General features: G+C 55.3%; 17 protein-coding genes and 1 tRNA gene. 7 read left to right on the top strand and 11 right to left on the bottom strand.

The genetic code is table 11. The features are described 5' to 3' along the window. Window positions 1-256: 256 nt before the first annotated feature. The 3 genes from D1820_RS16905 to D1820_RS16895 form a co-directional block, all read right to left on the bottom strand. A complete protein-coding gene (locus tag D1820_RS16905) occupies window positions 257-2,197 on the bottom strand; it encodes a hypothetical protein (RefSeq protein ID WP_162894114.1) in 1,941 nt (646 codons plus the stop codon). Between the two features lie 315 nt (window positions 2,198-2,512). Beyond that, entirely contained in the window at window positions 2,513-3,589 is a 1,077-nt protein-coding gene (locus D1820_RS16900) for a hypothetical protein (RefSeq protein ID WP_118069845.1), read from the bottom strand. 11 nt (window positions 3,590-3,600) lie between these two features. Further along, entirely contained in the window at window positions 3,601-4,872 is a 1,272-nt protein-coding gene (locus tag D1820_RS16895) for a hypothetical protein (protein WP_118069844.1), read from the bottom strand. 720 nt (window positions 4,873-5,592) lie between these two features. On the opposite strand from D1820_RS16895, the gene D1820_RS16890 reads away from it, so the two are divergent. Further along, window positions 5,593-6,222, top strand: a complete 630-nt coding sequence (locus tag D1820_RS16890) for a hypothetical protein (RefSeq protein WP_162894113.1) — start codon at window positions 5,593-5,595, stop codon at window positions 6,220-6,222. 102 nt (window positions 6,223-6,324) lie between these two features. On the opposite strand, the gene D1820_RS16885 is transcribed toward D1820_RS16890, so the two are convergent. The 5 genes from D1820_RS16885 to D1820_RS16865 form a co-directional block, all read right to left on the bottom strand. Next, entirely contained in the window at window positions 6,325-8,598 is a 2,274-nt protein-coding gene (locus tag D1820_RS16885) for a DUF5906 domain-containing protein (RefSeq protein ID WP_118069842.1), read from the bottom strand. Window positions 8,599-8,655: 57 nt separating this feature from the next. Beyond that, complete coding sequence (locus D1820_RS16880) at window positions 8,656-8,922, bottom strand: helix-turn-helix domain-containing protein (RefSeq protein ID WP_205521392.1); 267 nt, start codon at window positions 8,920-8,922, stop codon at window positions 8,656-8,658. Between the two features lie 86 nt (window positions 8,923-9,008). Then, window positions 9,009-9,581 (bottom strand): hypothetical protein, encoded by a 573-nt coding sequence (locus tag D1820_RS16875; RefSeq protein ID WP_118069841.1) that lies wholly within the window; start codon window positions 9,579-9,581, stop codon window positions 9,009-9,011. Beyond that, window positions 9,578-10,804 carry a tyrosine-type recombinase/integrase gene (locus D1820_RS16870; protein WP_118069840.1) on the bottom strand — a complete coding sequence of 409 codons (1,227 nt, stop codon included), beginning with the start codon at window positions 10,802-10,804 and terminating at the stop codon, window positions 9,578-9,580. The genes D1820_RS16875 and D1820_RS16870 overlap by 4 nt, the downstream gene beginning before the upstream one ends. 295 nt (window positions 10,805-11,099) lie before the next feature. After that, window positions 11,100-11,175 (bottom strand) — tRNA-Thr (locus D1820_RS16865). A gap of 401 nt (window positions 11,176-11,576) precedes the next feature. On the opposite strand from D1820_RS16865, the gene D1820_RS16860 reads away from it, so the two are divergent. Together D1820_RS16860 and D1820_RS16855 are read left to right on the top strand one after the other, a co-directional pair. Beyond that, window positions 11,577-12,566 (top strand): hypothetical protein, encoded by a 990-nt coding sequence (locus tag D1820_RS16860; RefSeq protein WP_118069839.1) that lies wholly within the window; start codon window positions 11,577-11,579, stop codon window positions 12,564-12,566. Between the two features lie 175 nt (window positions 12,567-12,741). Beyond that, a complete protein-coding gene (locus D1820_RS16855) occupies window positions 12,742-14,034 on the top strand; it encodes an O-acetylhomoserine aminocarboxypropyltransferase/cysteine synthase family protein (protein WP_102897478.1) in 1,293 nt (430 codons plus the stop codon). Window positions 14,035-14,101: 67 nt separating this feature from the next. Here the strand turns inward: D1820_RS16855 and D1820_RS16850 are convergent, their stop codons facing one another. After that, the gene (locus tag D1820_RS16850) at window positions 14,102-14,818 is read right to left on the bottom strand and encodes an SIMPL domain-containing protein (protein WP_096788753.1); all 717 of its coding nucleotides are present in this window, start codon (window positions 14,816-14,818) and stop codon (window positions 14,102-14,104) included. A 169-nt stretch (window positions 14,819-14,987) separates the two neighbouring features. Between D1820_RS16850 and D1820_RS16845 the strand changes: the two genes are divergently transcribed. Beyond that, window positions 14,988-17,735: a hypothetical protein gene (locus tag D1820_RS16845; protein WP_118069838.1), complete on the top strand. Its 2,748-nt coding sequence runs from the start codon at window positions 14,988-14,990 to the stop codon at window positions 17,733-17,735. 120 nt (window positions 17,736-17,855) lie between these two features. On the opposite strand, the gene hppD is transcribed toward D1820_RS16845, so the two are convergent. After that, a complete protein-coding gene (gene hppD, locus D1820_RS16840; protein WP_040181478.1) occupies window positions 17,856-18,956 on the bottom strand; it encodes a 4-hydroxyphenylpyruvate dioxygenase in 1,101 nt (366 codons plus the stop codon). 144 nt (window positions 18,957-19,100) lie between these two features. Between hppD and D1820_RS16835 the strand changes: the two genes are divergently transcribed. From D1820_RS16835 to D1820_RS16825, 3 genes are all read left to right on the top strand, one after another. After that, the gene (locus tag D1820_RS16835; RefSeq protein WP_096707156.1) at window positions 19,101-19,556 is read left to right on the top strand and encodes an Lrp/AsnC family transcriptional regulator; all 456 of its coding nucleotides are present in this window, start codon (window positions 19,101-19,103) and stop codon (window positions 19,554-19,556) included. A gap of 62 nt (window positions 19,557-19,618) precedes the next feature. Further along, window positions 19,619-20,839: a PAS domain-containing protein gene (locus tag D1820_RS16830; protein ID WP_118069837.1), complete on the top strand. Its 1,221-nt coding sequence runs from the start codon at window positions 19,619-19,621 to the stop codon at window positions 20,837-20,839. 489 nt (window positions 20,840-21,328) lie between these two features. Beyond that, window positions 21,329-23,221: a monovalent cation:proton antiporter-2 (CPA2) family protein gene (locus D1820_RS16825; protein WP_118069836.1), complete on the top strand. Its 1,893-nt coding sequence runs from the start codon at window positions 21,329-21,331 to the stop codon at window positions 23,219-23,221. Between the two features lie 72 nt (window positions 23,222-23,293). Here D1820_RS16825 and cobT read toward each other — a convergent pair whose 3' ends face one another. Next, on the bottom strand, window positions 23,294-24,310 hold the full coding sequence (gene cobT, locus D1820_RS16820; RefSeq protein ID WP_102897482.1) for a nicotinate-nucleotide--dimethylbenzimidazole phosphoribosyltransferase: 1,017 nt from the start codon (window positions 24,308-24,310) through the stop codon (window positions 23,294-23,296). Between the last annotated feature and the right edge of the window lie 95 nt (window positions 24,311-24,405).

The following is a 24,405-nucleotide window of genomic DNA, read 5'->3' as shown; positions in this document are numbered from 1 at the left end:
AGGCGGGCTCAAGAGCGCGTCCAACCAGCGTATCCCTGAGATCTTTGATCTGGAAAATGGTGCCCCCACACGGACTCGAACCGCGGACCTACTGATTACAAAGCGACAGATGAAATCCGAAATACGAAATTTTTTTCGTTTGATATCATAATTCTAAGCCCAAATCCTTACTTGTCTCAACTTGCTCGAAGCAAATATGTAACAAAACGTTTCCAGCTTGATCCAAGATCCAGACAACTGCGCTACGGGTGTTTTGCTATTCGTTTCTCAAACTGGCCATATGGGAATAATCCGTCCAAAAATCTCGAGAGCCTGTTGTGACATGTCTTACCGGCCGTAGTGCGTCTCTAACATTTTCCGACCGATCCAAAGCAAAGATCAACTGACCAAGATCAAGCCAATGCGTAAATAGAAAGTAGTCGAAAAAATCATGCCGCCCTTCCTCGTCCTTCGGAGCAACAAGTGCAATTTCTGTCATTGCTTCAGAAACGGCTTTGTTAAACTCTGAAAGCGACGCTCCCAGCGTGTCATCCCCGTTGCTTGAGTTCAGTTTTGCAGACGCCAATGCCGTCATCAGCGCAGTTGTCGTTAAGCCATCACCTATCGGGCCGAACGAAACGGGGGAAACTGCGATGCGTTCAACAGAAAGGCTGCTAGCATCATCTTTAGAAGCCAGCGGAGTTGCGCCCTGCTGTAGGTGTTGATCATGTCGTGAAAGCTGCTTTACCATTGGCAAAAAGCTCTGTGCATAGTCCTTGTAGAATTTACCAGACACACCAAACTGACCGTCTTGTGTCAGGCTCTTTGCCTTCGCCTCAATAAGAGTAATATCTTGGTCAGTTCGCGTCGCCACATCGATCTGAAGGCGTTTGCGTTTTGATCCATACGAAACATCGTGCCAAACGCGATCAGCTTTGCCTTCACAGGCTTGAGAAATCGCCAACTCGATGACTTTGCCAACAATTTCTTTTGCACGCTTTGAAGGCAGGTTGGACCAAATGAACTCAAACACTGTTTCGCAAAGGGCCTCTACGGTCATACCTACAGGCCAAATAACGAGAGTATTCTTAGGACCAGAGAACATGATAAATTTCGTATCCTCACGCGACGCTCCCCCGAAGGGCTTATGGTATCCTCGGTTAACTTTGCCCGACACAGTGCTGGAAAGTTCGAGCAATCTTGGAAACACACGCTGCGCATGTGCGGTATGGATCGAAGTGCAGCCGTCGACGCGCAACAACTCTACCAATTCAATCGCTTCACGAATGAGGCCCAAGACCGTTGGCTTGACCTTCCAGTCCACTTTGTCGTCAAGAACCTCTCGAAAAGCACTCTGTAAGCGTGGCAGGAGGAGCTTCGGGGCTTGTGGGGTGAAAAACAACGCTCGCCAGCCGATTGCCTCAGACATTTTGGAGGCAATCTGACCAATAGCGATACCCCCTATATCCTCAAACTGGCTGTATCGTTGGCAATCAAAAGACGCTGCAATATCTCGCGATAGCTCAATCATTGAGCGCCATGCGATAGAAGGATTGCGGCACGTGTTGGGTCTGTGCATGTGTTTAGCTGCAAGGCCGATGAGCCAACCATACGGTATTGCAGCTTCTTTTGGCTGACCAATACCCAGTCCGCGATCACCGAATAGCCATATGCCCTCATAGATGCCATTTGTGTCACTTATGACACCGCCAAGTTGATTGACGACGGCTTCCCCGCCCAATCGTGAAATATGTCTTTCAACAGTCCGACAAGCATTTTGAAGGCTCCGGTCATTCCAATCGGCCCCAAATGCACGAATGGGTAGCGTGTAGCCCTTGGCTTTAAGCCGCTTGCAAGCTTCGCCAACCACTTGGGATCGTGTCTTGTCTGGCGATTTCAGTGGAAAGGGGCTTGGGCTTCTCCACGCCAGTGAGATCGCGTTTCGCCATGCATCTGCTGCACTCGGAGCAACAATTTTAACAGGATCAGGATGTTGTCTAAATGCTTCAACGATATTGCCGAGAACTTCGCTTACTTCAACCTCTAGCTGGCCTGCATGAAAGGCGCACTCTGCGGATCTGCACAACCGCCAAAGATCGGAGACCCAAAGTTCGCCATCATCGGCAATTAAACAATCCACAATGGAAGAATCAATCCCGGAAGTGAAGTCTTCTCGCGTGATGGAAATAATTTGGTCAAGGTATTCAGCTTGCAGCAATTACCTTTCTCCCTCATTGATCATTTTCCAGGTTTCTCAGAAAAAACATCAAGCAAACTACTCAACAAACTGCTTGCAGCCCCAAGCAGATCGCGCACCTGATATTGTAATGTTGTGCCAGCAACCCTCATCTCAGACATTTGTGCTGATCGCGGCATTTCATCGGTTGAAACTTCAGCTTTCCAAGGTGCCAGTCCCCTTCTTAAGCAAGAGCGGTAAAATCGCTTCTCAAAAAAAAGGGATCAGGTCATCGAAGTTGAAATAAAGTGCTTACGGCCCTTCGCAGCTGTTATTCTGGTTAATCTGAATCAAGGCTCAAAAGCCGAACAACAGGTCATCAATTGTCTTTGCCATATCCTTTGGGAGAGCACCTGCATCAATTAAGTAACCGTTCATGCCGGAGACGAATTGTCGAATTCGATTGTTTTCCGACATGCGAAGTTTAATTCTCTTATCGAAGTCGTCGTTTTCCTCTGCCAGACACCGGATCGATAGTTCACGGCAGATATGAGCACATTCAAGGACACAATTTGGTGCAGCCACAGTAATTCCAGCATAAGCAATCAGTTTGGACCATGCAGGCATATCGGCTTGACCTGTTCCATCACCAGAAAGAACCTTCATCTTCTGCCTGATTTCATAATTTTCTCTCCCACCCCATAGATAATAGCGCAGGATTTTTTCAAACTCATCTTTACTCATTGCCGGTTCATAAAACCGGCGAATATCTCGGCTTAGTGACGCCCAGAGGACCATGGCAGACGCCATCAAGTCCAAATAGATCGCTTTGTGTTCAGGTTTCTTGGGGTCATATTCTCCACGGACATTTCTAAGCTCCGCAACGATCCAACGGAAAGTGGTCCACGGTGTCTTCGTCAGCGGCACACTATTTCTTGCCAGTTCGAAAGTTGCCTTTGACCAAGAATATTTCGCATAAGCATCGAAAACCCGTTCCCAACGATCTACCGAAGACTGGTAAAACAGGTCATCTGCAAAGGCCTGATCATTGGTGGTTCCAAGCTCTCGGAATGAATCCTCGTAATGAAGATCAACATTCATTGTTAAGGCAGAAAGCCTTTGGTTATGGACTGGTTTGTTCTTGAGGAGAACGTATGCCTTATCGAAATCTACGTAGTCTTTCACCCCTGCCGCCCAAAATGCGCGATTGATCGCGCTCATCTTCCCCGACTTGCAATCAAAAAAAGCCCATCTGAGACCGCCGTCTCCAGCGATTTCAACACCAGCGACATCTAGGTCAGTTAGCACTTCCGCGTTGTCACTTAGATCAGCCGAACTACTGGTTACGACCTCCAGAAAGGGAACCATCTTGCGCGACAAGCAAAAGCGAATTGAAAGCTCTTTTTGAAATCTGTCTTTGTCATACTTTCCCATGAACACTCCTGCTAAAATTTTAACAAGAGCTGCTCGAACTCATGCTTTGCTTCTGGATCAGCAATCTCTTTTGCGCGTTTCTTCATCTCACTGGCAGAGATAAGTGACTGGATATAGGTCTCATCTTTACTCAGCGCGATTTTTGCATCTTGATTGACTTCCATACCAGCCAAATCACCGGTCCGAAGCAAATTGATCGCTAAGTTCAGTGCCTCTACGTTTTCATGTGTGTTGTTCAACCGTAACCGCCATCTGTCAGTGGAAACCTGTTCGAGGTAAGCCACTCTCAGGAATACAAGGTTGCTGTACTGGTCCCATGCCTCCGAATTCGCACCCAAATAGCCTCGATCCCTAAATGCCTCCAAAAGTCGAACCGGCATCTTTATTCGATATGCATCAGCAAGAAGCTGTCCTTTACGCACGGCAGAAATCAAAGCCATCGCACGTTCGTACACTTCACGGTTAGCAGCGTTTAGACGCGTGCTACCGGGTTTCGGGGTAAACAGAAAAGACTGTGTCTTTTGGCCAAACTTGATCGTCGGAGGTTTAATAATGCCTTCTGCTGACAGCTTATCAATAAGTGCCTGCTCGGTAGCATCTAATTTCACTCCTCCAATTTCACCTTGGCTCTTGACCAGACCAATCGGCCAACCTTGGTTTGTCTTCACTTTTTCAAGTGTCGATTTTATCGCGTTTGAACCAACAGCCGCTGCTGCATCAGCAAGACCGTCAAGGTTATCTGAAAAATAGAACGGGCTGATTAATATGGATCGACCACGCGCTTGGTGCTCGGACATGATACCGCTCTCACCGCCCAAAGTTAGACAGCGGTCAAAAACTGGCTTTTCGATACCTAGATTATTGAAGAGCGCATCTTTGTTGGCAGGTGCATTCTGCAACGTTTCGAGAATTTGCAGGGTCGCTTCCTCGTGACTGTTTAATGTGCATTCAGATTGCGCGTACCCACCAATACCTTCGTACACATCTTCAAAAATCGGAATATTGGGGATGACTTTCGAAATCTTTCGACCGCTTCTCACTAGCTGTACGAAGCCAACCTCTTCAAGCACCGCCAAAACTTTTTCGAGAGCCATAGACGGAATGGACATGAAGTGATCCGAAACCCTGCGTAGAATTTCATACTCAATTTCCCCGAGCCCTCTGATATGAATGGCTAGGGTGGCGGCCATCCCGATAGTATGTAGATCGTCAAACTCAGGAACTGTGTAAGACGACAATCCAGAGTGTAGATCATGTGCAAATTCAGCAACTTCTTTGGCCATTCTGTGTACAAATCTCTCAATTAAATTAGGTACTTGACCTCAACTCAAACTTTTCAACTAAAGTCACTCAAAGATAGCAGCTTAGTTAACAAAGTTCACGCTCAAACTGTAGGGTCAATGACGATTGGCTCCAAAATCCAAGGGCGCACATTGGTTTTCATACCTCTCTTCCAATAGATATTTGCATGAACCCTCCAAGCCAGCCACGGCTTACCAGTTTAAAAAGCAAGTTGTGGTCCACTAACTATCCAGCGTGAACTCCGGCACAGTCTCAGGAGAGGTTTGCGATTTGAAAACAACCGCATAACCGATGGCAGCATGCCTCAAACCTCATTCCCCGTAGCAAACCGGGTGCAATCCGGGTCAAATCGGGCAATCCGAGTGATCAGATCAATGTCGGATTTGCCCGATCTATACTACCTAAAAACCCGATAAGGTTGCCTTCGCCCTTCGACGCCACCAACAACCGAATTTCGCCTCTGTCATTTTCTGCGATGCGCGGGTAGTCTCGCGATTGACGCAGACGACGCATCTGCGTTGGGGCTTAGTAACCCCTCGAGAACTAGGCTGGGAAACCGGCTGAACACCTTTGACCTATGGTCGGGGTGCCTGTGTTATACAACAGGCCCCGGCTAAAGGCGCAGGGTCCGTGTTCTCGCGGATTACTAACACCCCGATCACCAGTCAACCGCAAGGGCGCTTGCAGATCGGGGATGCTTGTTGCGGACTTTGCAGCAACTGGAATTTGATGGCTTTCAGGCTTTGCAAGCGTTGATTGAGGCCAGCGCGTACCAAAGCCTTGCACAAGCAGTAGCATCTTTGACCCTGTTTTCCCATCCCGACACGGTGGCGCAAACTGGTGCGAGGGCAATCTTTCCGATCATCCGCAATTTTAAGCGCCGTGGCGAAGTGAGCGAATTGGATGGGCGGTTGGTTGGATTTGACGACAACACCTCGCCTACCGAGGCGTTTTCATGGGCCAACGGATTGACACGGCGACCACGCGACCTGCAATTCAACCACGTTTATAGCCTCAGCTCAGACCCGGCTTGTTACACCAACCTCGCCAATCTCTGTATTTCTCCGTCATTTCTGGCAAAGCTGACCGATACAGATAAGGAGATACAGGCCTTGTTGCGGTATCGGTCATTCGATCTGTACGGCTGGCATCCAGAAACAGAGAAGCAGCCCGACAAGCCCCGCACATACGATGATCTGATCTGGGCCGACACCATGCACGCGAGAGGCAATATCCGCCAAATTTTGGAAGCGCAGGTGCAAAACCGCGACAATCGCACCACCCGCATTATCGAGCAGACGGGTTGGTTGTTTGAAAAGACTAGGGACTAAGCAAGACTAACCCAGAAATGGAAAACCCCTCGCACCGCTTGGCACGAGGGGAGAAGTATCAGAGCCAAAAGTTCGTCAAATTGGCCTATCCTTGCTTAGTCCTTAGTCTTCCACGAACAGATCCAAACAATCAGGGTCGGCGTCAGGACCGGACTGTCGTTCAAAATAGGCGCGCGCGATGGCGGCATTGGGCTTTCTCTCCCATTTTGCGACATCGCGAACCACCCAAAGTGACACCTTCTGTTCACGCCCTTGAATGAGCGCCTTTTTCTGGCCGAGGTTCTTTGCACCATTGGCCTTCAGCCCCTTTTGAACAGCAGACAAATTAGCCTCGCGCATATAGTCGCTCAAAACCTGCAACACGCGCTTGATCTCGACCAGATCCAAATCGAAAGGCGGTTCACGCTCTGCGATCATGCGAGCGATTTCGGCTTCGACGACCGGGCGTGAAGACTGTGTCATTTCACGCTTGGCTGCGGTCATCGGGGGCTTTGCATTGGGGTTGAACTTGCTCAAATCGCGCTTCAGCAGCCAATTCAGGATGACGCCATAGCTTTTCTCGGTCCATCCCCAAAGCCGGTTGTAATATGCCACGTCTCGTCTTTCTGCATCCGTACCAACAACAAAGTAACGGCGATCATCATAGTCCAAAGGCAAGGCATCAAAGAAGTTGCTGAAGGCAATGAAGTTGACGGTGTTCGGAATGTCCCGCTTGTTAGCGTATTTCTTACGAAGCGGAATAAGCAACTGCGTGATCTTGGGTTTGAGGCTGTTGAGGACATCCCGACGGCCAGGGGCCATCAGTTCCTCAATTATCACGCACACCCTGTCCTCCATGTAGCCACTGTATTCACTCTTGAGTTCATTGGTTTCGATGACCGAGCAATTATGCTCCCCTAAGAGAATTCGAAGGACATCGCCGACATAACTTTTCCCTGTGCCCTGTTTACCGACGATGATTGCCGCAGATTTCAGCTTCTCTCCGGGCTTCTGCACCATGAAGGCCAGCATGTCGGCTAAGTGCGAAAAATCTCGCTCATTACCTGCGAGGTATCGCAGGTGATCAACAAAGGTACTGGCATCGCCTTCCACGGGGGCGACTTCTGATGGGCGCCATGTGTTGAGTGCGCGCATGAATTTCTCGACCACAACGATCTCATCTGTTTCGCCGGGGTGGTAGACGCGTTTCACAAGCTTGTTGTCGCGATAGTCTTCAAGGAAGCGGTTTCCGATTGACCCGCGCTGCGCCTCTGACAGATGCCGGTACATCGCGTCAAATGCCTGCTTGGTGAGTGTTAACCCGGTGGGCAAGTGAATGAACTCTTCGGTCTCAACGATAAAATACCACTGTTCTGCAAGATCCGAGTAGCTCATCTCCAACAACAGTTTTAAGGGTGTCAGATCCAACGGCTTTGCCTCTGACAACATTGCAGCTAGCTCGACACCTCCGGGAGGCGGATCAGCCAAATCCCACTTGTTCGGCATCGCGCTCGAAACCTGAACCACCTTGAGCGAAGCAGCTACAATCAACCCCAAAGCGCGCTGAATCGGAGCGATGGTCTTATGCCCCGCATCGTCAGCATCAGGCCAATACACGACGTGGCGACCGGACAAGGGAGACCAATCCGCCTTGGACAACCGACCGGCCCCGCCGGGCCACGTGATGCAAACATGACTAGAGAATAGGTCCCGAGCGGCGAGCGCGGTTTTTTCGCCTTCAACCAGTAGCACCGGATCAAACGGGCGGCGTTCTAATTCTTCCAACCCAAACAGAGTGGTTGGCTGCGCCTTTTGAGGCCCTTTCATCTTCCACCCGATTTCAGGCCCGAAATAGTACAGTGGTCGGATTTCCTTGACGGGCTTGCCATCTCCTGTGGCTGGCTCTTCAAAGCGCAGGACATAATGCAACAACTCGCCCTCGGCATTACGGTAGACGTAGATGCTAGTGAGCATGATATCCGAGCCGGATTTCAGCGCATCACCAACCCTGTAAGGAATTTCGGGTGCGTCCGATGGCACTGGCATGACCAGATCACCGGATTTGCGTTTCGGTGGTTTTTCGTCAGGCTCGAAGTCATCCGCGTTCCAGCACATCATCTCCACGATATGCGCTGCTGCGGCTCTTCGATCCATCGTCAGTTTCTTGGCAATAAGATTGATCCAACCTTTGCCAGAGGTGCGGCCTTCAGCATCGTTCAGGTCGTTGAACAAGGCCTTTACCAGATTGACACCGAAGGATTTTCCGGGATTACCGTGAATGTCGCCGGTGATGAATTCGCCATTCACCACCTCGCCATGATAGCCCTCGGCTCTGAGGAAAGTTTCTGGGTCATGCGCGATACGCGCCTCCAATTTCTTGAAGTCGATAACAGACATAGTTTCTCCATTCCGCCAAAGCGGTTTTTAAGTTTCGTGATGTGTTGGGATTTCAGATCAGCGGCGTGTTACGCCCACGATCCTTTGGGTACTGAGAAAGCTCTCAATGTCCGTGCGGCGATACCGCACCAACCGACCAATCTTGTGATAGGGCAGCGCGGCATAGGGGCCGCGACCCAAAGAACGGGCTTTCTCTAGCGAGGACGGGGATATCTTGAGCAATCGGGCAACATGCCCGGTATTCAGCCATTCGCCGAAGGCGATGTCGCTCATCTTGGCAAGCTCACTTGCTGGGTCTGTTGGAGGTAATTTCACGTAAGCCATCAGGGCCTCCTTGGATTTAGTTGTATCCAGAAAGAAGCCGATTTTCGGCAACTTGGGCCTTGCAACAATCGATGGCTATAGGAGGTCTATTTTTGCAAACTCCGAAGCACCTCCGTAAAATCTTTCAGAGCTTTGGACACATCATCCCGGCGTCGAGTGCTGTGAATGGTCTCAATTGGGATGTCATCGTCTATCTTAGCCATCTCCTCGTGGAGAAATGTGAGCATCCGTGAAGGTTTGATCCCTGTTTCTGAGCTTTTTGAATTGCGCAGAACATTGCTGACTTTGTTGCCCTGACCAATCCACCAATACGACAACCAGCAAACAGCATCACCTAGATGACTCGGTTTTCGGCCCGGTTTTTCAATCAAGTCAACCGCCTCATAGGTGACACCAACTACGTCGTTCCATTTGATTTTTGTATCCAGCGCCGCACCGATGCATTGAAGGAAGGCGATTGACGACGGACTAAGGCCTTTCAAGGCATCGAGTAAGGTGCTGAGCTCTGCCCCGTTCTTTTTAGCTGAAACAGCAATTTGAAGGGTGCGCCCATATGCAGCCGCCGCTTGCGCGCGTGCAAAATCCAAATCGTGACTAGCGCGAAAGCGTTGTTCAAGGGCCTTCCTGCGAGCCTCTTCAATTTCTTCCCATTCCATCATCGCGTTGGTCCGTGGTCTACTTCAAGAGGTGCAGGCAACAACGGTTTCGACTCCCCGCTTTGCTCAGCGATATACTCCGACACAACCTGCATCTTATCCAGCAAGAACGCCTTTGATGGTTGCACATACAGCGATGTCACATCATTGCCCGACACGCGGTGGTTCAACAATCGTTTGGTCGTATACGGATCAAGCCCAGCCTCGACGCAGGCCGTGGCAAAACTCCGACGCAACATGTGCGGGGTGATTTCAAGGAACGTCTTTTCCTTGGGCGCAGAGAGATGGCCAGAGGCACTGTTTGCTGGAAACACATACGGACTGTCAGGAAACATCACATCGCGCACCCTGCGGGCCTCTAGGATGATCTCGTGGAGTTTCTGGGATATGGGCAGGTCAAAGGCGAAGTCTTCGCCGCCTTTGGGGCAAGGCCGATGGAGCCAGTCGCCATCAATGTCATCCCAGCGCACGGAGCAGGCATCTGAACGTCGTAGACCAGTATAGAGCAGGAAGCGCCAGAAACAGCCGCGCGTGGGGTTATCCAATGCCCGGACCTTTACGAGCCAATCCGGTAAATCTTCCCATTCCAACCGCTTGCGAGTTTTCTTCTCAGGGAAGTAATCCACTGCGATTGCCGGATTTGGTGGCAGGCCATCGGTGGTTTTGAGCGCGTGATTGTAGACAGCCCGGAACAGCCGCGCGACGTGGTTGGCGGTGGTCGCACCGCGTTGCCCCCACTTCGAATGCCAACGGCGCAGGTTCGCCTTGGAGATGTCTTTCAGGGATTTGCTGGCGTGGGCGCTGAGACACAAACGCCAGTTCATCTCATAACCTTCAAAGGTTCTGCGAGACGCGTTCCGACGTTTTAGGACTTCAAGATATTCCGCATAGGCCTCGCCCAAAGTCTTGGCCTGATCTGCTTCAAGTTTGCGCTCGGCCATCAGGTCTGTTCCCTGCCGTGCGGCCAGTTTGATTCGAGCTGCCTCGTCACGGGCATCAGCCACGTTGATCTCATTCACACGAGCAATCACCTTTTTGCGTTGTTGGCGTTTCACTCGGTAGTGAATGAAATAGCTACCCGGGCGGGTGGACGCGCGATAGGCACCAAAACCGGACAGTTCAGTGTCATAGATCATCGTCGGCGTGCGCGGATCATCCGGGGCCACCAAGTGTTTAGCGACCGACGCTGTGGTCATCTTGATCCTCACTCTATCTGTTCCAGCCATGATCCGAACTCCTTCCCAAAAGTTTGTAGCAAATACGTAGCAAACGGCTTCCAACTCAGGCTAAATCCGTACAACGCGTTTCTGGGAAAGTGAATATAAAACAGGGGGTTAGTCAGGTTGATCCAACAGTGTCAAAGTGAGTCCAAGTCCATGCAAATGGGGTCGTCTTTGGGTGGCAGGGTGCTGCCTAATACGTTGATTTTAAACAATATATGAAAAGCAACGCGGACTGTCATTGCGCCTCTCGATTATTCGAAAAACACTCAAAACACAGCTAAGTCATTGATTTTGTTGATGGTGCCCCCACACGGACTCGAACCGCGGACCTACTGATTACAAATCAGTTGCTCTACCAGCTGAGCTATAGGGGCCTTGAGCAGCGAGATAGCGCCTCTCGCGAAGGGGTGCAAGACGAAAAATTCGTCTTGTGGCTTAGAATGTCATAGCGGCATTTGAATCGCGGATCGTGCATATTTTGCCGTAACCAATCCCGCCCCCTTTGCAGTCTGCCAGCAGGATCGCCGATCTCTGCACTCCACCGGTTTGCGCCGTCAGCAGGGCTGACGGCGGCGGCCATCTTCACTGGGCTCTCGGTCATCCCTGCGTGGTCACGGGTCTGCGTTGCGGTCGGGACCCAAATGTCAAATCGATCCAAAGACATGCTGGTGACCGGTGCAGAAATATATGATCATGCCATCAACAAGATGATAGGGGCTGTTGCGTGCCAGCGCAGGCAACGTGCTGACCACCCCGAGCAACCGGAAGCAGCCGTATGACGGAAACACGTTTCAATATCATGATCGTCGGTCAGGCAGGGCGGTTGCAATATGAGGCGGTGCTGTTTGCGGCCTCCCTGCGCGAATACGCCCCTGAATTTACAGGGCAGCTCTATGTGGCGGTCCCGCAGTCAGGCGCGCTCTGGACCAAGGATCCCAGCATTCGCAACAAACCGGTATTGGAGGCGTTGGAAGCCTTGGGAGCGGAGATTCTACCGTTTCAATCCGTCGCCTTTGGCGAGAGCTACCCCTATGGCAACAAGATTGAGGCGCTTCTGGCCATGCCAGAGGGCGAACCATTTGTATTCTTTGACACCGACACGCTGATCACCGGCCCGCTCAACCAGATACCGTTAGATTTTGCCCACCCCTCGGCGTCACTGCGCCGGGAGGGGACCTGGCCGAAGCCGACGCTCTATGGTCCTGACATGACCGGGATTTGGCGCGCGTTATATGATCGCTTTGGTCTGGATTTCGACAGCAGCCTTGATCACAGCCAGCCTGAAAATTTCTGGCGCCGCTATCTCTATTTCAATGCCGGCTACTATTATGGGACCTGTCCCCGCGCCTTTGGTCAGCGGTTTCTTGAGTATGCAGTCTCCATCCGCGACGATCTGCCAAAGGCCTTGATCGGCCAGTCGCTGGATCCCTGGCTGGATCAGATCGCTCTGCCTTTGGTCATTCACAGCCTTGGCGGTGGGCGGGCGACACTGCCCGAGGGCTATCTTGATGGAGAGATGAGTTGCCATTACCGCAGTCTGCCGCTGCTATACGCGCGGGAAAGCGATGATGTGGTCGCCGCGCTGGAGGCCGTCGCCAGACCGAACAAGATCAAGAAAGTTCTGAAGCAATATGAGCCGATGAAGCGCATGATCTATCAGGGTCGCGGCGCCAAGGTACGCGCGATGTTTGATCGAGAGAACCTGCCTCGTAAGGAGCAGGCTTTGCGCAACCGGATCAAATCCGCCGGTTTCTGGATGCGATAATCAGCGTTTTCGACATGCGCTCTCTGCGGAAGAGTGCCTTGTGTGCCCAGCCGGATCCTGCGCCACGCGAGGGCCGCGCCAAATTGCAGCTTGCCTTACCGGTCGTGGCAGAGTGTTCTTACGCGCGAAACAAGTTCCGACCAGTAGGGTCGACCATTCAAGGGGAGCACATTCAATGTCTGAAGCGCCAAGCTACGGGTTCGACACATTGCAAATTCATGCCGGCGCCAAGCCCGATCCGGCCACCGGTGCGCGGCAGACGCCGATCTACCAGACCACCGCCTATGTGTTTCGCGATGCAGATCATGCGGCGGCCCTGTTCAACCTTCAGGAAGTTGGCTTTATCTATTCGCGTCTGACCAACCCGACAGTGGCCGTACTTCAGGAGCGCATTGCGACCTTGGAAGGTGGCGTTGGGGCGGTCTGCTGCTCCTCCGGCCACGCTGCCCAGATCATGGCGCTGTTCCCTCTGATGGGACCGGGATGCAATGTGGTGGCCTCAACCCGGCTATACGGGGGCACCGTCACCCAGTTCAGCCAGACCATCAAGCGGTTTGGCTGGTCGGCCAAATTCGTGGATTTTGACGACCCCGAGGCGGTGGCCGCAGCCATTGATGACGACACGCGGGCGGTATTTGGCGAATCTGTTGCAAACCCTGGCGGCTACGTCACGGATATCCGCTCCATCGCGGATGTTGCCGATGCGGCGGGTGTACCGCTGATCATCGACAACACCTCTGCCACGCCCTACCTCTGCAATCCGATTGCTCATGGGGCGACGCTGGTTGTGCATTCCACAACAAAATATCTGACTGGCAACGGTACTGTGACCGGTGGCGTGATCGTGGACTCCGGCACATTTGACTGGTCGGCAAATGACAAATTCCCGTCGCTGTCGCAGCCCGAGCCGGCCTATCACGGGCTGAAGTTCCACGAGACCTTTGGCGGGCTGGCCTTCACCTTCCATGGCATTGCCATCGGCCTGCGCGATCTGGGCATGACCATGAACCCACAGGCCGCGCATTATACGTTGATGGGGATTGAGACCCTCAGCCTGCGGATGGAACGCCACTGCGAGAATGCCAAAACCGTGGCTTCGTGGTTGGAGCAGGATCCGCGCGTGGACTATGTGACCTACGCAGGGCTGCCATCCTCGCCCTATCATGATCGTGCGAACGCACAGTATCCCAAGGGCACTGGCGGGCTTTTCACCTTTGCGGTGAAGGGCGGGTATGACGCCTGTGTCAAATTGGTGAACTCGCTGGAAATCTTCAGCCATGTTGCCAACCTTGGCGATACCCGGTCACTGATTATCCACTCTGCCTCAACCACCCATCGCCAGCTGACGCCTGAGCAGCAGGAGGCGGCTGGCGCCGGGGCGAATGTTGTGCGCGTCTCTATCGGGATTGAAAACGCCGATGACCTGATTGGCGATCTGGATCAGGCCCTGAGCAAGGCGAGCAGCTAATCCGCTGATCCCCCGCCAGTGTTACGTCATAAGGAAAAGGCCGGGACATCCCGGCCTTTTTTAGTTCTCAGTCGTTTGTCGGCAGTTTGATATCGTAAACCACGGAAACGCTGTGGCTGAAATTCAACTCTCCTGCCTCGATCGGCATAGGAGCGCTGCGGGCCATCTCCATCGCCATCATCGGCTGGCCACCACCGGTGTCGCGGTCGTGAATTGACCGCACAGGGCCCAGCTCAACCCCGGCGGCCTCTGCCAGCTGGGCCGCCTTGCGTCGTGCGTCTTTCACTGCGGCGCCGCGGATCTGGTCCTGCACTTTCGCCGGATCGGCGACTCCGAAACTCAACCCCCGGAAATCATTGGCGCCGACTTTTAGCACCTGATCCAGCACCTCGCCGAGTTGATCCAGGTCGCGGATGCGCAGGGACAGGGTATTGGAGGCGTTGAACCCGGTGATTTTGCGGCGGCCATCCGAATAGCTGCGGTCCTGAGACCAGACAGGATTTAGGGAAATCTGCTGGGTCTGCATATCCTCCGCTGCGATACCAGCAGCCCGCAATTCATCAACAACCGCGACCATCTTGGTTGAGACGGCGGACATGGCGAGCGCGGCCTCTTCGGCCTCTTCGGTGACGCCCAGGGTGATTGTCGCCAGTGTCGGGGTGACGGCGATACGCGCCTCACCGGTGACCGAGATCTGGCGATCCACCGGGGTTTCCTGCGCATGGGCAAGCCCTGTTGCCAGCAGAACCGCCAGCGCCGAGGCAAAGATATGTCTAGCTTTCATCGAACTGCTCCTTTTTCTGGGTGTAACATGGGGATGGCAATTGACCGCCTGCAAGGGGGAAATCGTGTCTTTTCCTTTCCCTTGCGCGCGCTCTGCCTTATGGTCTGCGCCAAGATCGCCCTGCCGCACAGGGGTATGGGCATACTAAAGCTGAAGGCGTGTTTGCATCATGAAACCGGGGTTTGCACTCTCTCTGTCCTCCACCGGCGTTGGCCTGTTGCAACGTGCCGCCGGTGGTTGGCGCCAGATTGGCACAGTCTCGCTGGATGTCGACGATCTGAGCGCCGCGCTAGCGGATCTGCGCCAATTGGGCGAACGCCATGCGCAGGGGCCGATCGCGTGCAAGCTGATCATCCCGAACGATCAAATTCGATATCTGACGCTTGAGACCGGGGTCACCGATCCCGACAGCCGCCGCGCCGCTGCTGAGCAGGGCCTCGATGGGGCCACGCCCTATCAGGTGGATGAGCTGGTCTTCGACCTGAGTGAGGATAGCGCACAGACCCATGTGGCCGCCGTCGCCCGCGAAACCTTGCAAGAGGCCGAAGATTTTGCGCTGGCACATGGTTTCCTGCCGGTGAGCTTTGTTGCGATGCCGCAGGAGATGAATTTCCTGGGAGAGCCGTTTTTTGGTGCGTCCCAAACCTTGCTGCAATCCGGCGAAGCCCCGGTTGAGCCTGACGGCGTCGCGGTGATTGACATCGGCCCCGCCGACGCGCCGCCCGCTATTGCTGACGCTGATGTGGATGCTGAGGACGATGCAGACACGCCCTTAGACGAAAACGCATCACCCGAGGTGTCCCCCACCACTGCGGCGACGCTGACCACCACCGCTGATGATGCTGCCTCCGCGGTCCCTGCCCCGTCAGACCCCGAGGAGGCATCTGCCGATGACATTCCCGACGATGTGTCTGACACTGCCACAGCCAAGGGCAAAGAGGCCGAACAGATCGTAGCTGAGCCGGATCATACCCCAGACGCCGCGCCCGTTACCGACACCGACACCGACACCGACACCGACACCGACACCGACACCGACACCGAAGATACGCCAACGGCGCCAACAGCTATCGCTGCAAGCGGGTTTTCGACGCGGCGGCGCAAGGATGGCGACCTGCGCGCGCAGAAAACCTCTGCAGCAACAGCTTCGCCAGTACCGCCCAAAGCGCCTGCAGCGACCAAAGCCGTTGCCGAGGCTCATGCGCCTACGGAGACTAAGCCTAACGATGGCCAGCGGGTGGTGCCTCATGCTGCCTTCGGCTCCATTGCATTGTCCGACAGCCCGACGACACCGGGAGGCGGCACCACCAAAGCGCAGCCGCTGGCTGCTCCGACGACCGGGCCGGTCATACCCTCCCCCACCGCCAAGGGCGTAATCCCCCCCGCGCCAAAAGCAGCAAGTCCGGCGCCGGTTCTGCCCCGTGATGATATCGCGGACATCTCACTCCCGGAGGCGCCCAAGGACAAGAAATCTCTGCATGAGGCAGGCAAGGCTTCTCTGCTCGCTGGTGTTTCAAACCAGAAGGTCGGCGGCAAGCCACGGTTCCTCGGCTTGGCCCTGGTGAGCGGCTTGCTGATTTTCATGGCGATTGTGGCGGCCTGGGCCATCCTTGCCGACAGGCAGTCCCGCAACGCCGTCAGTGATGCAACCACAACGCCTTTGGACAGCCCAGACACAAGCGGTCCCGGTTATATCGCACCCCAAGTCAGCGCGATACCAGATCAACCTGATGAGGGGGCGTTGTTGCCGCTGAACGCAAAGCCAGACGGCACAGCGCCCGATGACACGGCTGCCCCTGCGGACGGTGATGAAGGGTTGTCCAGTACGGATACTGCGGTTCTGGACGCGCTGCGGCTGGAGCAGGACGCCACGCCAACGGCAGATGAAACGCTCACGGAGGATCTGGATCGCGCCGAGCTGGCCCCGGAAACGGATGAACCAGCGGTGACGGCAGATCAGGACACGTCGCTGACACGCGCGGCCCAATATGCCGCAACCGGCATCTGGCAACACGCACCTGAAACGCCCGAGACCCCGGGAACAGATACGCTTGAGACCCTCTATGTGGCGTCAATTGACCCGACCGATATCTCCGAAGATGCAACAGCCCTACCCGATCAGACCCTGTTCGCTACGGATCTGGAACTGGGCGCGATCAGCACCCCCACCGCCGCCGGACAGCAGTTTGAGCTGGATGAGCGCGGATTGGTCAAGGCCACCCCGAACGGGACGCTGAACCCGGATGGGATCATGGTGTTCCTCGGCCGCCCTGAAAAGATCCCTCCACCGACCCCTGCCCGCCCAGACCCGGATGTTGCAGCTGCAGCGGAGGAAGCCGCGCGTCAGGCGATCCTGTCGGAACTTCGCCCTAAACAGCGCCCCAACGATCTGGTTGAACAGAATGAACGCGCGCAGCTTGGCGGATTGAGCCGGGCTGAACTGGGCGCGCTACGCCCTCGCAGCCGTCCACCGGGGTTGAAACCGCCAGAGGAAAACAGTCTGCCCGCAACCGCACAGGCGATTGCCCGCTCCGTTGTGCCCCGTGGGCGGCCAGCCAATTTCGCCAATCTGGTCGACCGTGCGCAGCGCAATCGCCAGCGCAATGCCGAGGCCAGCATCTCAGAAGCGGTCGCCAGCGCCCCGCCCCGGACAGTTACACCACGGATCCCATCCAGCGCCTCGGTTGCGCGGCAAGCGACCGTCGACAACGCGATCAATCTGCGGCGCCTGAACCTGATCGGTGTCTATGGCACCCCGTCAAATCGCCGCGCGCTGATCCTGATGCCCAACGGCCGTTACAAGAAGGTAAAAGTCGGAGATCGGATCGATGGCGGGCGTGTTGTGGCCATTGGAGACAGCCAGCTGCAATACCAAAAGGGCAATCGCAATCTAACGCTGAAAATTCCCAGCAGTTAAGGCCAACTCAGCCGGAACGATACGACCACGGCGCAGAAGATGCCCCAAATTGCGAACCAAATCGAAAAAGCCGGACCACCCTGGGCCCGGCTTTTGTCGCTTTGGTCTGCGAATGGTTGCTTACTCAGCCCCTGCAAGCTCTCCGTTGGCAATCTGCTCACGCTCAATCGACTCAAATAGCGCTTTGAAATTACCCTCGCCAAAGCCATCATCGCCCTTGCGCTGGATAAATTCGAAGAAGATCGGTCCGATCACGGTTTTGGAGAAGATTTGCAGCAGGATCTTGGTCTCCCCACCATCAACAACACCTTCGCCGTCAATCAGGATTCCGTGTTTCTGCATCCGGTCCAGCGGTTCCTCATGGCCGACCACACGGTCGTGGCTCATCTCATAGTAGCTGGCCGGAGGGGCCGGCATGAACTTGATCCCGCGATCGGAAATCTCATCCGTCGCGCCATAGATATCCTCGCTACCGACCGCGATGTGCTGGATACCCTCGCCGTTGTATTTTTTCAGATAGGAGACAATCTGCCCGGTTTCGCCACGATCTTCGTTGATCGGGATGCGAATGCGCCCGCAGGGTGAGGTCAGTGCGCGGCTCAGCAGTCCGGTGAATTTTCCTTCGATATCGAAGAAACGGATTTCTTTGAAGTTGAACAACTCACCATAGAACCTGAACCATTTGTCCATATTGCCCTTGAAAACATTATGGGTCAGGTGGTCGAGGTAATAGAAGCCAACACCGCGCGGTTTCGACTGGGTGAGCCACTCAAACTCAGTGTTATACGGCGAGGTGTCATAATACTGATCAATAAAGTAGATCAGCGAGCCGCCGATCCCCTTGATCGCAGGGACGTCCATCGTCTTGTCGTCGCCTTCATAAGCTTCTGCGCCTTTGGCGACGGCGTGTTCGAAGGCCTTCTGCGCATCGACAACACGCCACCCCATAGACGGCGCGCATGGACCATGATCCGCAACGAAGCGCTCGGCGAAGCTGCCTTTCTCGGCGTTCAGGATATAGGTGATATCGCCCTGCTGCCACAGCTCAATGCCCGGCTTGTTCTTGTGGCGCGCCACCAGCTCATACCCCATGCGCGCAAAAAGATCGCGCAGCTCCTGCGGGTCGGGATGGGCAAATTCGACGAACTCGAACCCATCGGTCCCGGCCGGATTTTCGGCGCTGATGACGGATTTCGGGGCATTATGCGGGAACGGACCCATGCGGCTTCCTCCAGATAGGGAATAGTGTAGCTGCATTTAGAATACCGCAATTCAGATGCTTGTTTTGCGCATAGTTTAGGATATGCCAGTGTGTAGACGCGTAAATCACGCGCATGATGCTGTATATTTGTGAAAGTCCCGCATATGTTAGACACAACTGATCAGAAACTGCTCTCCGCACTGCAAAAAGACGCCCATCTGACCGCACAGCAGCTGGGGGAATTGCTGAACCTCTCAGCCAGCCAGGCCGGGCGGCGCCGACAACGTCTGGAGGCTGACGGCTACATCCGCAGCTACGAGGCGCGGCTGGATCCTGACAAGCTGGGGTTGAGTGTTCAGGGGTTTGTGCAGGTCCATCTGGAGAGTCACGGACCTGAACAATCTGAACGATTTTCACGGCTGGTCCGGATGCGCCCTGAAATCACCTCAGCCTGGACCATGACCGGCGAAGCCGATTATTTACTTAGAGTATTCTGCACTGATCTTGCTGCATTAAACCGGCTTTTGCACGAAATTCTGCTGCCGCATCCGACGGTCGCACGGGTTCAAAGCCAGATTGTGATGGCACAATTAAAAAGCGATGGACCGCTGCCGACTTAAGGTTCCGTGAACACTCGTGCGCTATACAAACAGGGTACAGACTTAGAGATTGGATAGAGACCGTGTCCTTTGTAGATCGTCGCATTGAAAGCCGCCCCACCCGCGGCGAGGCTCCGTTTGGGCTAAACGAGGTGTTTTTCTCCCGCACCGATAGCCGCGGGGTCATCATCGCTGGCAACTATGTGTTCCGCAGGGTGTCCGACTACGATTGGGACGAACTGCTTGGTGCGCCGCATCGCACCATTCGCCACCCCGATATGCCCAAAGGTGTGTTCCAATTGTTCTGGGATACCATCAAGAGCGGCCAAACCATGGGCGCCTACGTCAAGAATAAGGCCAAGGATGGGCTTTATTACTGGGTGTATGCGGTCGTGGTTCCCTGTGCCGACGGGTACCTGTCGGCGCGGATCAAACCCACCAGCAAGATGTTCGACGATGCCCGAAGCCTCTACGCCAAGCTGCTGGCAGCGGAGCAAAACGAGGATCTGACACCGGAGGAAAGCGCCGAACGCCTGAAGGGCTGGATTGTCGATCATGGGTTTGACGACTATCGCCAATTCGCAATCAAGGCGATGAGTGAGGAACTGATCGCGCGCGACATCGGTCTGGACAATGAGCCGGATCAGATGATTATCGATCTGTGCCAGATGCTGGACAATGCCAAGACACTCGTCAGTGAGACCGAAGGCCTAATCAAGGATTTCGACGCCATGCACACGATCCCGCATAACCTGCGGGTCATTGCGTCACGTATCGAGCCCTCAGGCGGGCCCGTCACTGTCCTGTCGCAGAACTATGGCGCGATGTCGCGCGAGATGTCTGATTGGTTTGCAGCGCATGTCATGGGCAAGGACAGCAATTTTGCGGTGATTGAGGCTGCCGTGGACGACTCCCTGTTTGTCGAGTGCATGGTTCGTGTCCTGAAGGAATGCGACATCCAGCTGCAGAAGGAACGGCGCGGTCTGGGGGACATTGACATGCAGGGGGAACGCGATGTGCTGGCCCAATTGGTGGCCCAGCAGCTGGAACGCGCAGGCAAGGGGCTGGACCAGGTGGAGCGCGAAGCCTCGCGTATCATGCATGCCTGCCAGGTTATGCACCGCCATTTTCTGGGCCTCAGTTCAACCCGTGTTCTGTGTAAAATCGAAAGTGCCCGCCTACCGGAGTCGGGCGAAACACTGGCGGATATCATCGACCAGCTTGGCGTCTTTCAGGAGCGCATCTCCCAACGGCTGGAGCGTATTGCGAAACTCAGCAATGAGATCCGCTCTCTGGAACGCTGACGTCAGGCGCACAGGTTGCACACAAGCCAGGGTTGGGACCCGCTAATCGGCCAGCGCTGGTTTTGTCTGCTGTTAGTATCCCTGACAAGAAATAGAACCGCAAGAAGAGCGGTTCTGTTTCAACGGCCCATGACACCGCAGGGGTGACACAGGCTGCTCGAAACATTCGAAGGGCTACAAAGCTTTTGGGAGCTGGGACCGCCCGCCCCTGCGCGCTCAAAGCCTCTGATTTATGGCGCCTCGCATGCCAACTCTGCAGTGATGGATCTCGACCCTAGGCCCCTTTCCAAGTTCCGGTTGGGCACCTGCCTCGGTCGGCCTGCGGCCCAGACCAGTGGCGCTCGACGTTCCGACAGGTCAGCGCTGATTGCCTGATTTCGGACAGATATGATGCCCCGGCGAGCCAAGGCAGGCGCTGCGACACCGACCCACGCCGTCATCGCATGTTAAACGTTGCCAAGCCGGGCACCGCTTGCGATACCAAAACTTATGGATGCATTTCTTTATCAGGCGACGATTTACCTTGCAGCCGCGGTGATTGCCGTTCCGATTGCCGCTCGTCTCGGGCTTGGCTCGGTTTTAGGCTATCTGGCTGCCGGAATTATTATCGGACCGGTGTTCGGGTTTGTTGGAAGCGAAGCCGAAGACCTGCGCCATTTTGCCGAATTTGGCGTCGTCATGATGCTCTTTCTGATCGGGTTGGAGCTGGAGCCGCGCGCGCTTTGGGCGATGCGTCATAAGCTGCTCGGTCTGGGCGGCCTGCAGATCCTCGTCAGTACGATGGCCCTGATGGGGGCTGCCATGCTGGCGGGTGAAACCTGGCAGGTGGGACTGGCCATTGGCCTGGCGCTCTCGCTGTCCTCAACGGCCATCGTCCTGCAAACCCTCTCTGAAAAAGGATTGATGCGGACCGGCGGGGGGCGGGCCACATTTTCGGTTCTGCTTACGCAGGATATCGCGGTCATTCCCATCCTTGCCTTACTGCCGCTGCTGGCGGCCCAACATGGCGCGCAGATCACCGGGAATGGATCCATTGCGCGCGCCGCGGATGACGCCCACGGTGCATCCAGCCACGCCACACTGTCGCTGGTCGAAGGGCTGCCGGGGTGGGCTGTGACCCTGGTCACCCTTGCAGCTATTGCGTCGATTGTGCTGGCCGGTGTCTATCTGGCACGGCCAGTGTTCCGGTTCATCCATGCCTCTAACCTGCGCGAAATGTACACGGCCCTGGCGCTGATGATCGTTGTTGGCATCTCTTTCCTGATGACGCTGGTCGGTCTCTCGCCTGCGCTTGGGGCTTTTCTCGCCGGGGTGGTTCTGGCCAACAGTGAATTTCGGCACGAGCTTGAGAGCGACCTCAACCCCTTCAAAGGGCTGCTGCTGGGGCTGTTCTTCATAACGGTCGGTGCCGGTATCAACTATCGCCTGTTTCTGGCCGAACCGGGCGATCTTATCGGCCTCGCCCTGTTGGTCATCATCGCAAAAGGCGCTGTGCTCTACTTTGTGGGCAAAGCATTCGGCCTGAAGAAACGTGACCACTGGCTGTTTACGCTGGGCCTTGCGCAAGCGGGTGAGTTCGGATTTGTCCTGCTGGCATTTTCCCGGCAGCTCAATGTGGTGCCACCTGAACTGTCCGAAAAACTGCTTCTGGTGATCGCGCTGTCGATGCTGATCACTCCGCTGTTGTTCATTCTTTATGACCTGCTGTCGAAATACAGCAAGGACAGCCCCAAGGAACAGGCCGCCGACGAAATCGACGAAGAAGGCCCGGTCATTGTGGCCGGGATTGGGCGCTTTGGTCAGATCGTCAATCGCCTGGTCCGTGCCAGTGGGTTCAACACCGTGGTTCTGGACAGCAATATGGCATCCGTGCAGCTGATGCGGCGGTTTGGCGTCAAGAGCTTCCTCGGTGATCCGACCCGCCCCGAACTGCTGAAAGCCGCTGGCATTGCAAAGGCCAAGGTTCTTGTTGTGGCACTTGACGACAGAGAGGCAGCCCTCAGGCTGGTTGCCCATGCCCGTCGCGGTTATCCGGATCTGCACATCATTGCGCGCGCATTTGATCGCAACCATGTGTTTGAGCTCTACAAGGCTGGAGCGAATGATATTGTGCGTGAGATGTTCGACAGCTCCCTGCGCGCCGGCCGCTATGTTCTGGAGCAGATCGGGCTGAGCGAATATGAGGCGGCGCAGGCGGAGCAGACGTTCTATGCCCATGATCGTCAGACCGTGCGCGAACTGGCGAGTCTCTGGATTCCCGGAACGCCGGCTAGCGAAAACCCGGCTTATATCGCCCGCGCCCGCGAACTGGAAAAAGATCTGGAAACAGCGCTCTTGGAGCTAGCAGAGGCCAAGAAATCCTCAGATCAGAAATCAGCCTGATCCTCCGTTGCATCGCCCCGCCTGTCAAAAAAGCGGGACGGCAAAGCGGCATCAGTGGCACATAGCGCCAGCTCAACTGCCGGAAACGCCCGCTTCCTCAAAGGTCGCCATACCGCTGTGGCACGCGACAGCCGCCCGCAGCACCTGGATGGCCAGGGCCGCGCCAGACCCCTCTCCGAGGCGTAGATCCAGCGACAGAAATGGCGGCTTGCCAAGATGGGTCAGCAATGCGGCATGGGCGCTTTCGGCGCTCTGGTGACCGGCTACGACATGATCCAATGCCGCCGGATGAGTTCGCATCAAACAGGCGGCCGCAGCACAGCAGATAAACCCGTCCAGAATGACCGGGATTTTCATCATGCGGGCCGCGGTCATGGCCCCGGCCATGGCGGCAATCTCGCGCCCGCCGAGACGGCGCAACGCCTCAACACCGTCGGTGATGGCCGGGCCATGCAGCGCCACCCCTTCCGCCACAACCCGGGTTTTATTCGCCAGGCCGGTGTCATCAACACCGGTCCCGCGTCCGGTCCAATCCCCGGCGTCACCGCCGAACAGCGCGCAGGCCAGCGCTGCGGCCGGTGTCGTATTGCCGATACCCATCTCACCTACCACAAGCAGATCGGCGGAGGGATCAACCGATTTCCACCCGGTCTGCAACGCCATGAGCAGTTCGGCGCTATCCATGGCGGCGTCTTTGGTAAAGTCCTTCGTTGGCGTTTCCAGATCGAGGCTATGAACATCCAGACGGGCGCCCGCCAGCTTTGCCAGCTGGTTGATCGCGGCACCGCCGTGTTTGAAATTGGCGACCATCTGCGCGGTCACCTCGCTCGGAAAGGCAGAGACCCCCTGCTCCACGATGCCGTGGTTGCCGGCAAAGACGATCACCTGCGGCGCCCGGATCACCGGGCGGTCGGTCCCACGCCAGCTGCCGTACCAGATCGCCAGATCCTCCAACCGCCCAAGCGAGCCCGGCGGTTTGGTCAATTGGCTGTTGCGTTCGGCTGCGGCCGTTTCAGCCCGTTCGTCCACGCCCGGAGCCTGCGCAAGCTGCGCACGAAAGTGATCAAGCGAAAAGAGCGGTGATAGCATGGAAAGCCTCATTGCATCGAAGGGGTCGTCGCAGGTAAAGCGGATCATCCGTATGTACCGGTTCATCTTGACACCGCAAGCCCTCCGTGAGGCCC

It is taken from the genome of Phaeobacter sp. LSS9 (assembly GCF_003443595.1).
GTDB classification, from domain to species: domain Bacteria; phylum Pseudomonadota; class Alphaproteobacteria; order Rhodobacterales; family Rhodobacteraceae; genus Phaeobacter; species Phaeobacter piscinae.
This window is presented reverse-complemented; position numbering and strand designations above follow the sequence as displayed.

Excerpts from the sequence above, each read along its gene's own strand:
- D1820_RS16900 (WP_118069845.1), bottom strand. The coding sequence starts at position 3,589 with ATGGGAAAGTATGACAAAGACAGATTTCAAAAAGAGCTTTCAATTCGC.
- D1820_RS16895 (WP_118069844.1), bottom strand. The coding sequence starts at position 4,872 with ATGGCCAAAGAAGTTGCTGAATTTGCACATGATCTACACTCTGGATTG.
- D1820_RS16885 (WP_118069842.1), bottom strand. The coding sequence starts at position 8,598 with ATGTCTGTTATCGACTTCAAGAAATTGGAGGCGCGTATCGCGCATGAC.
- D1820_RS16880 (WP_205521392.1), bottom strand. The coding sequence starts at position 8,922 with ATGGCTTACGTGAAATTACCTCCAACAGACCCAGCAAGTGAGCTTGCC.
- D1820_RS16875 (WP_118069841.1), bottom strand. The coding sequence starts at position 9,581 with ATGATGGAATGGGAAGAAATTGAAGAGGCTCGCAGGAAGGCCCTTGAA.
- D1820_RS16870 (WP_118069840.1), bottom strand. The coding sequence starts at position 10,804 with ATGGCTGGAACAGATAGAGTGAGGATCAAGATGACCACAGCGTCGGTC.
- D1820_RS16860 (WP_118069839.1), top strand. The coding sequence starts at position 11,577 with ATGACGGAAACACGTTTCAATATCATGATCGTCGGTCAGGCAGGGCGG.
- D1820_RS16855 (WP_102897478.1), top strand. The coding sequence starts at position 12,742 with ATGTCTGAAGCGCCAAGCTACGGGTTCGACACATTGCAAATTCATGCC.
- D1820_RS16850 (WP_096788753.1), bottom strand. The coding sequence starts at position 14,818 with ATGAAAGCTAGACATATCTTTGCCTCGGCGCTGGCGGTTCTGCTGGCA.
- D1820_RS16845 (WP_118069838.1), top strand. The coding sequence starts at position 14,988 with ATGAAACCGGGGTTTGCACTCTCTCTGTCCTCCACCGGCGTTGGCCTG.
- hppD (WP_040181478.1), bottom strand. The coding sequence starts at position 18,956 with ATGGGTCCGTTCCCGCATAATGCCCCGAAATCCGTCATCAGCGCCGAA.
- D1820_RS16835 (WP_096707156.1), top strand. The coding sequence starts at position 19,101 with ATGTTAGACACAACTGATCAGAAACTGCTCTCCGCACTGCAAAAAGAC.
- D1820_RS16825 (WP_118069836.1), top strand. The coding sequence starts at position 21,329 with ATGGATGCATTTCTTTATCAGGCGACGATTTACCTTGCAGCCGCGGTG.
- cobT (WP_102897482.1), bottom strand. The coding sequence starts at position 24,310 with ATGCTATCACCGCTCTTTTCGCTTGATCACTTTCGTGCGCAGCTTGCG.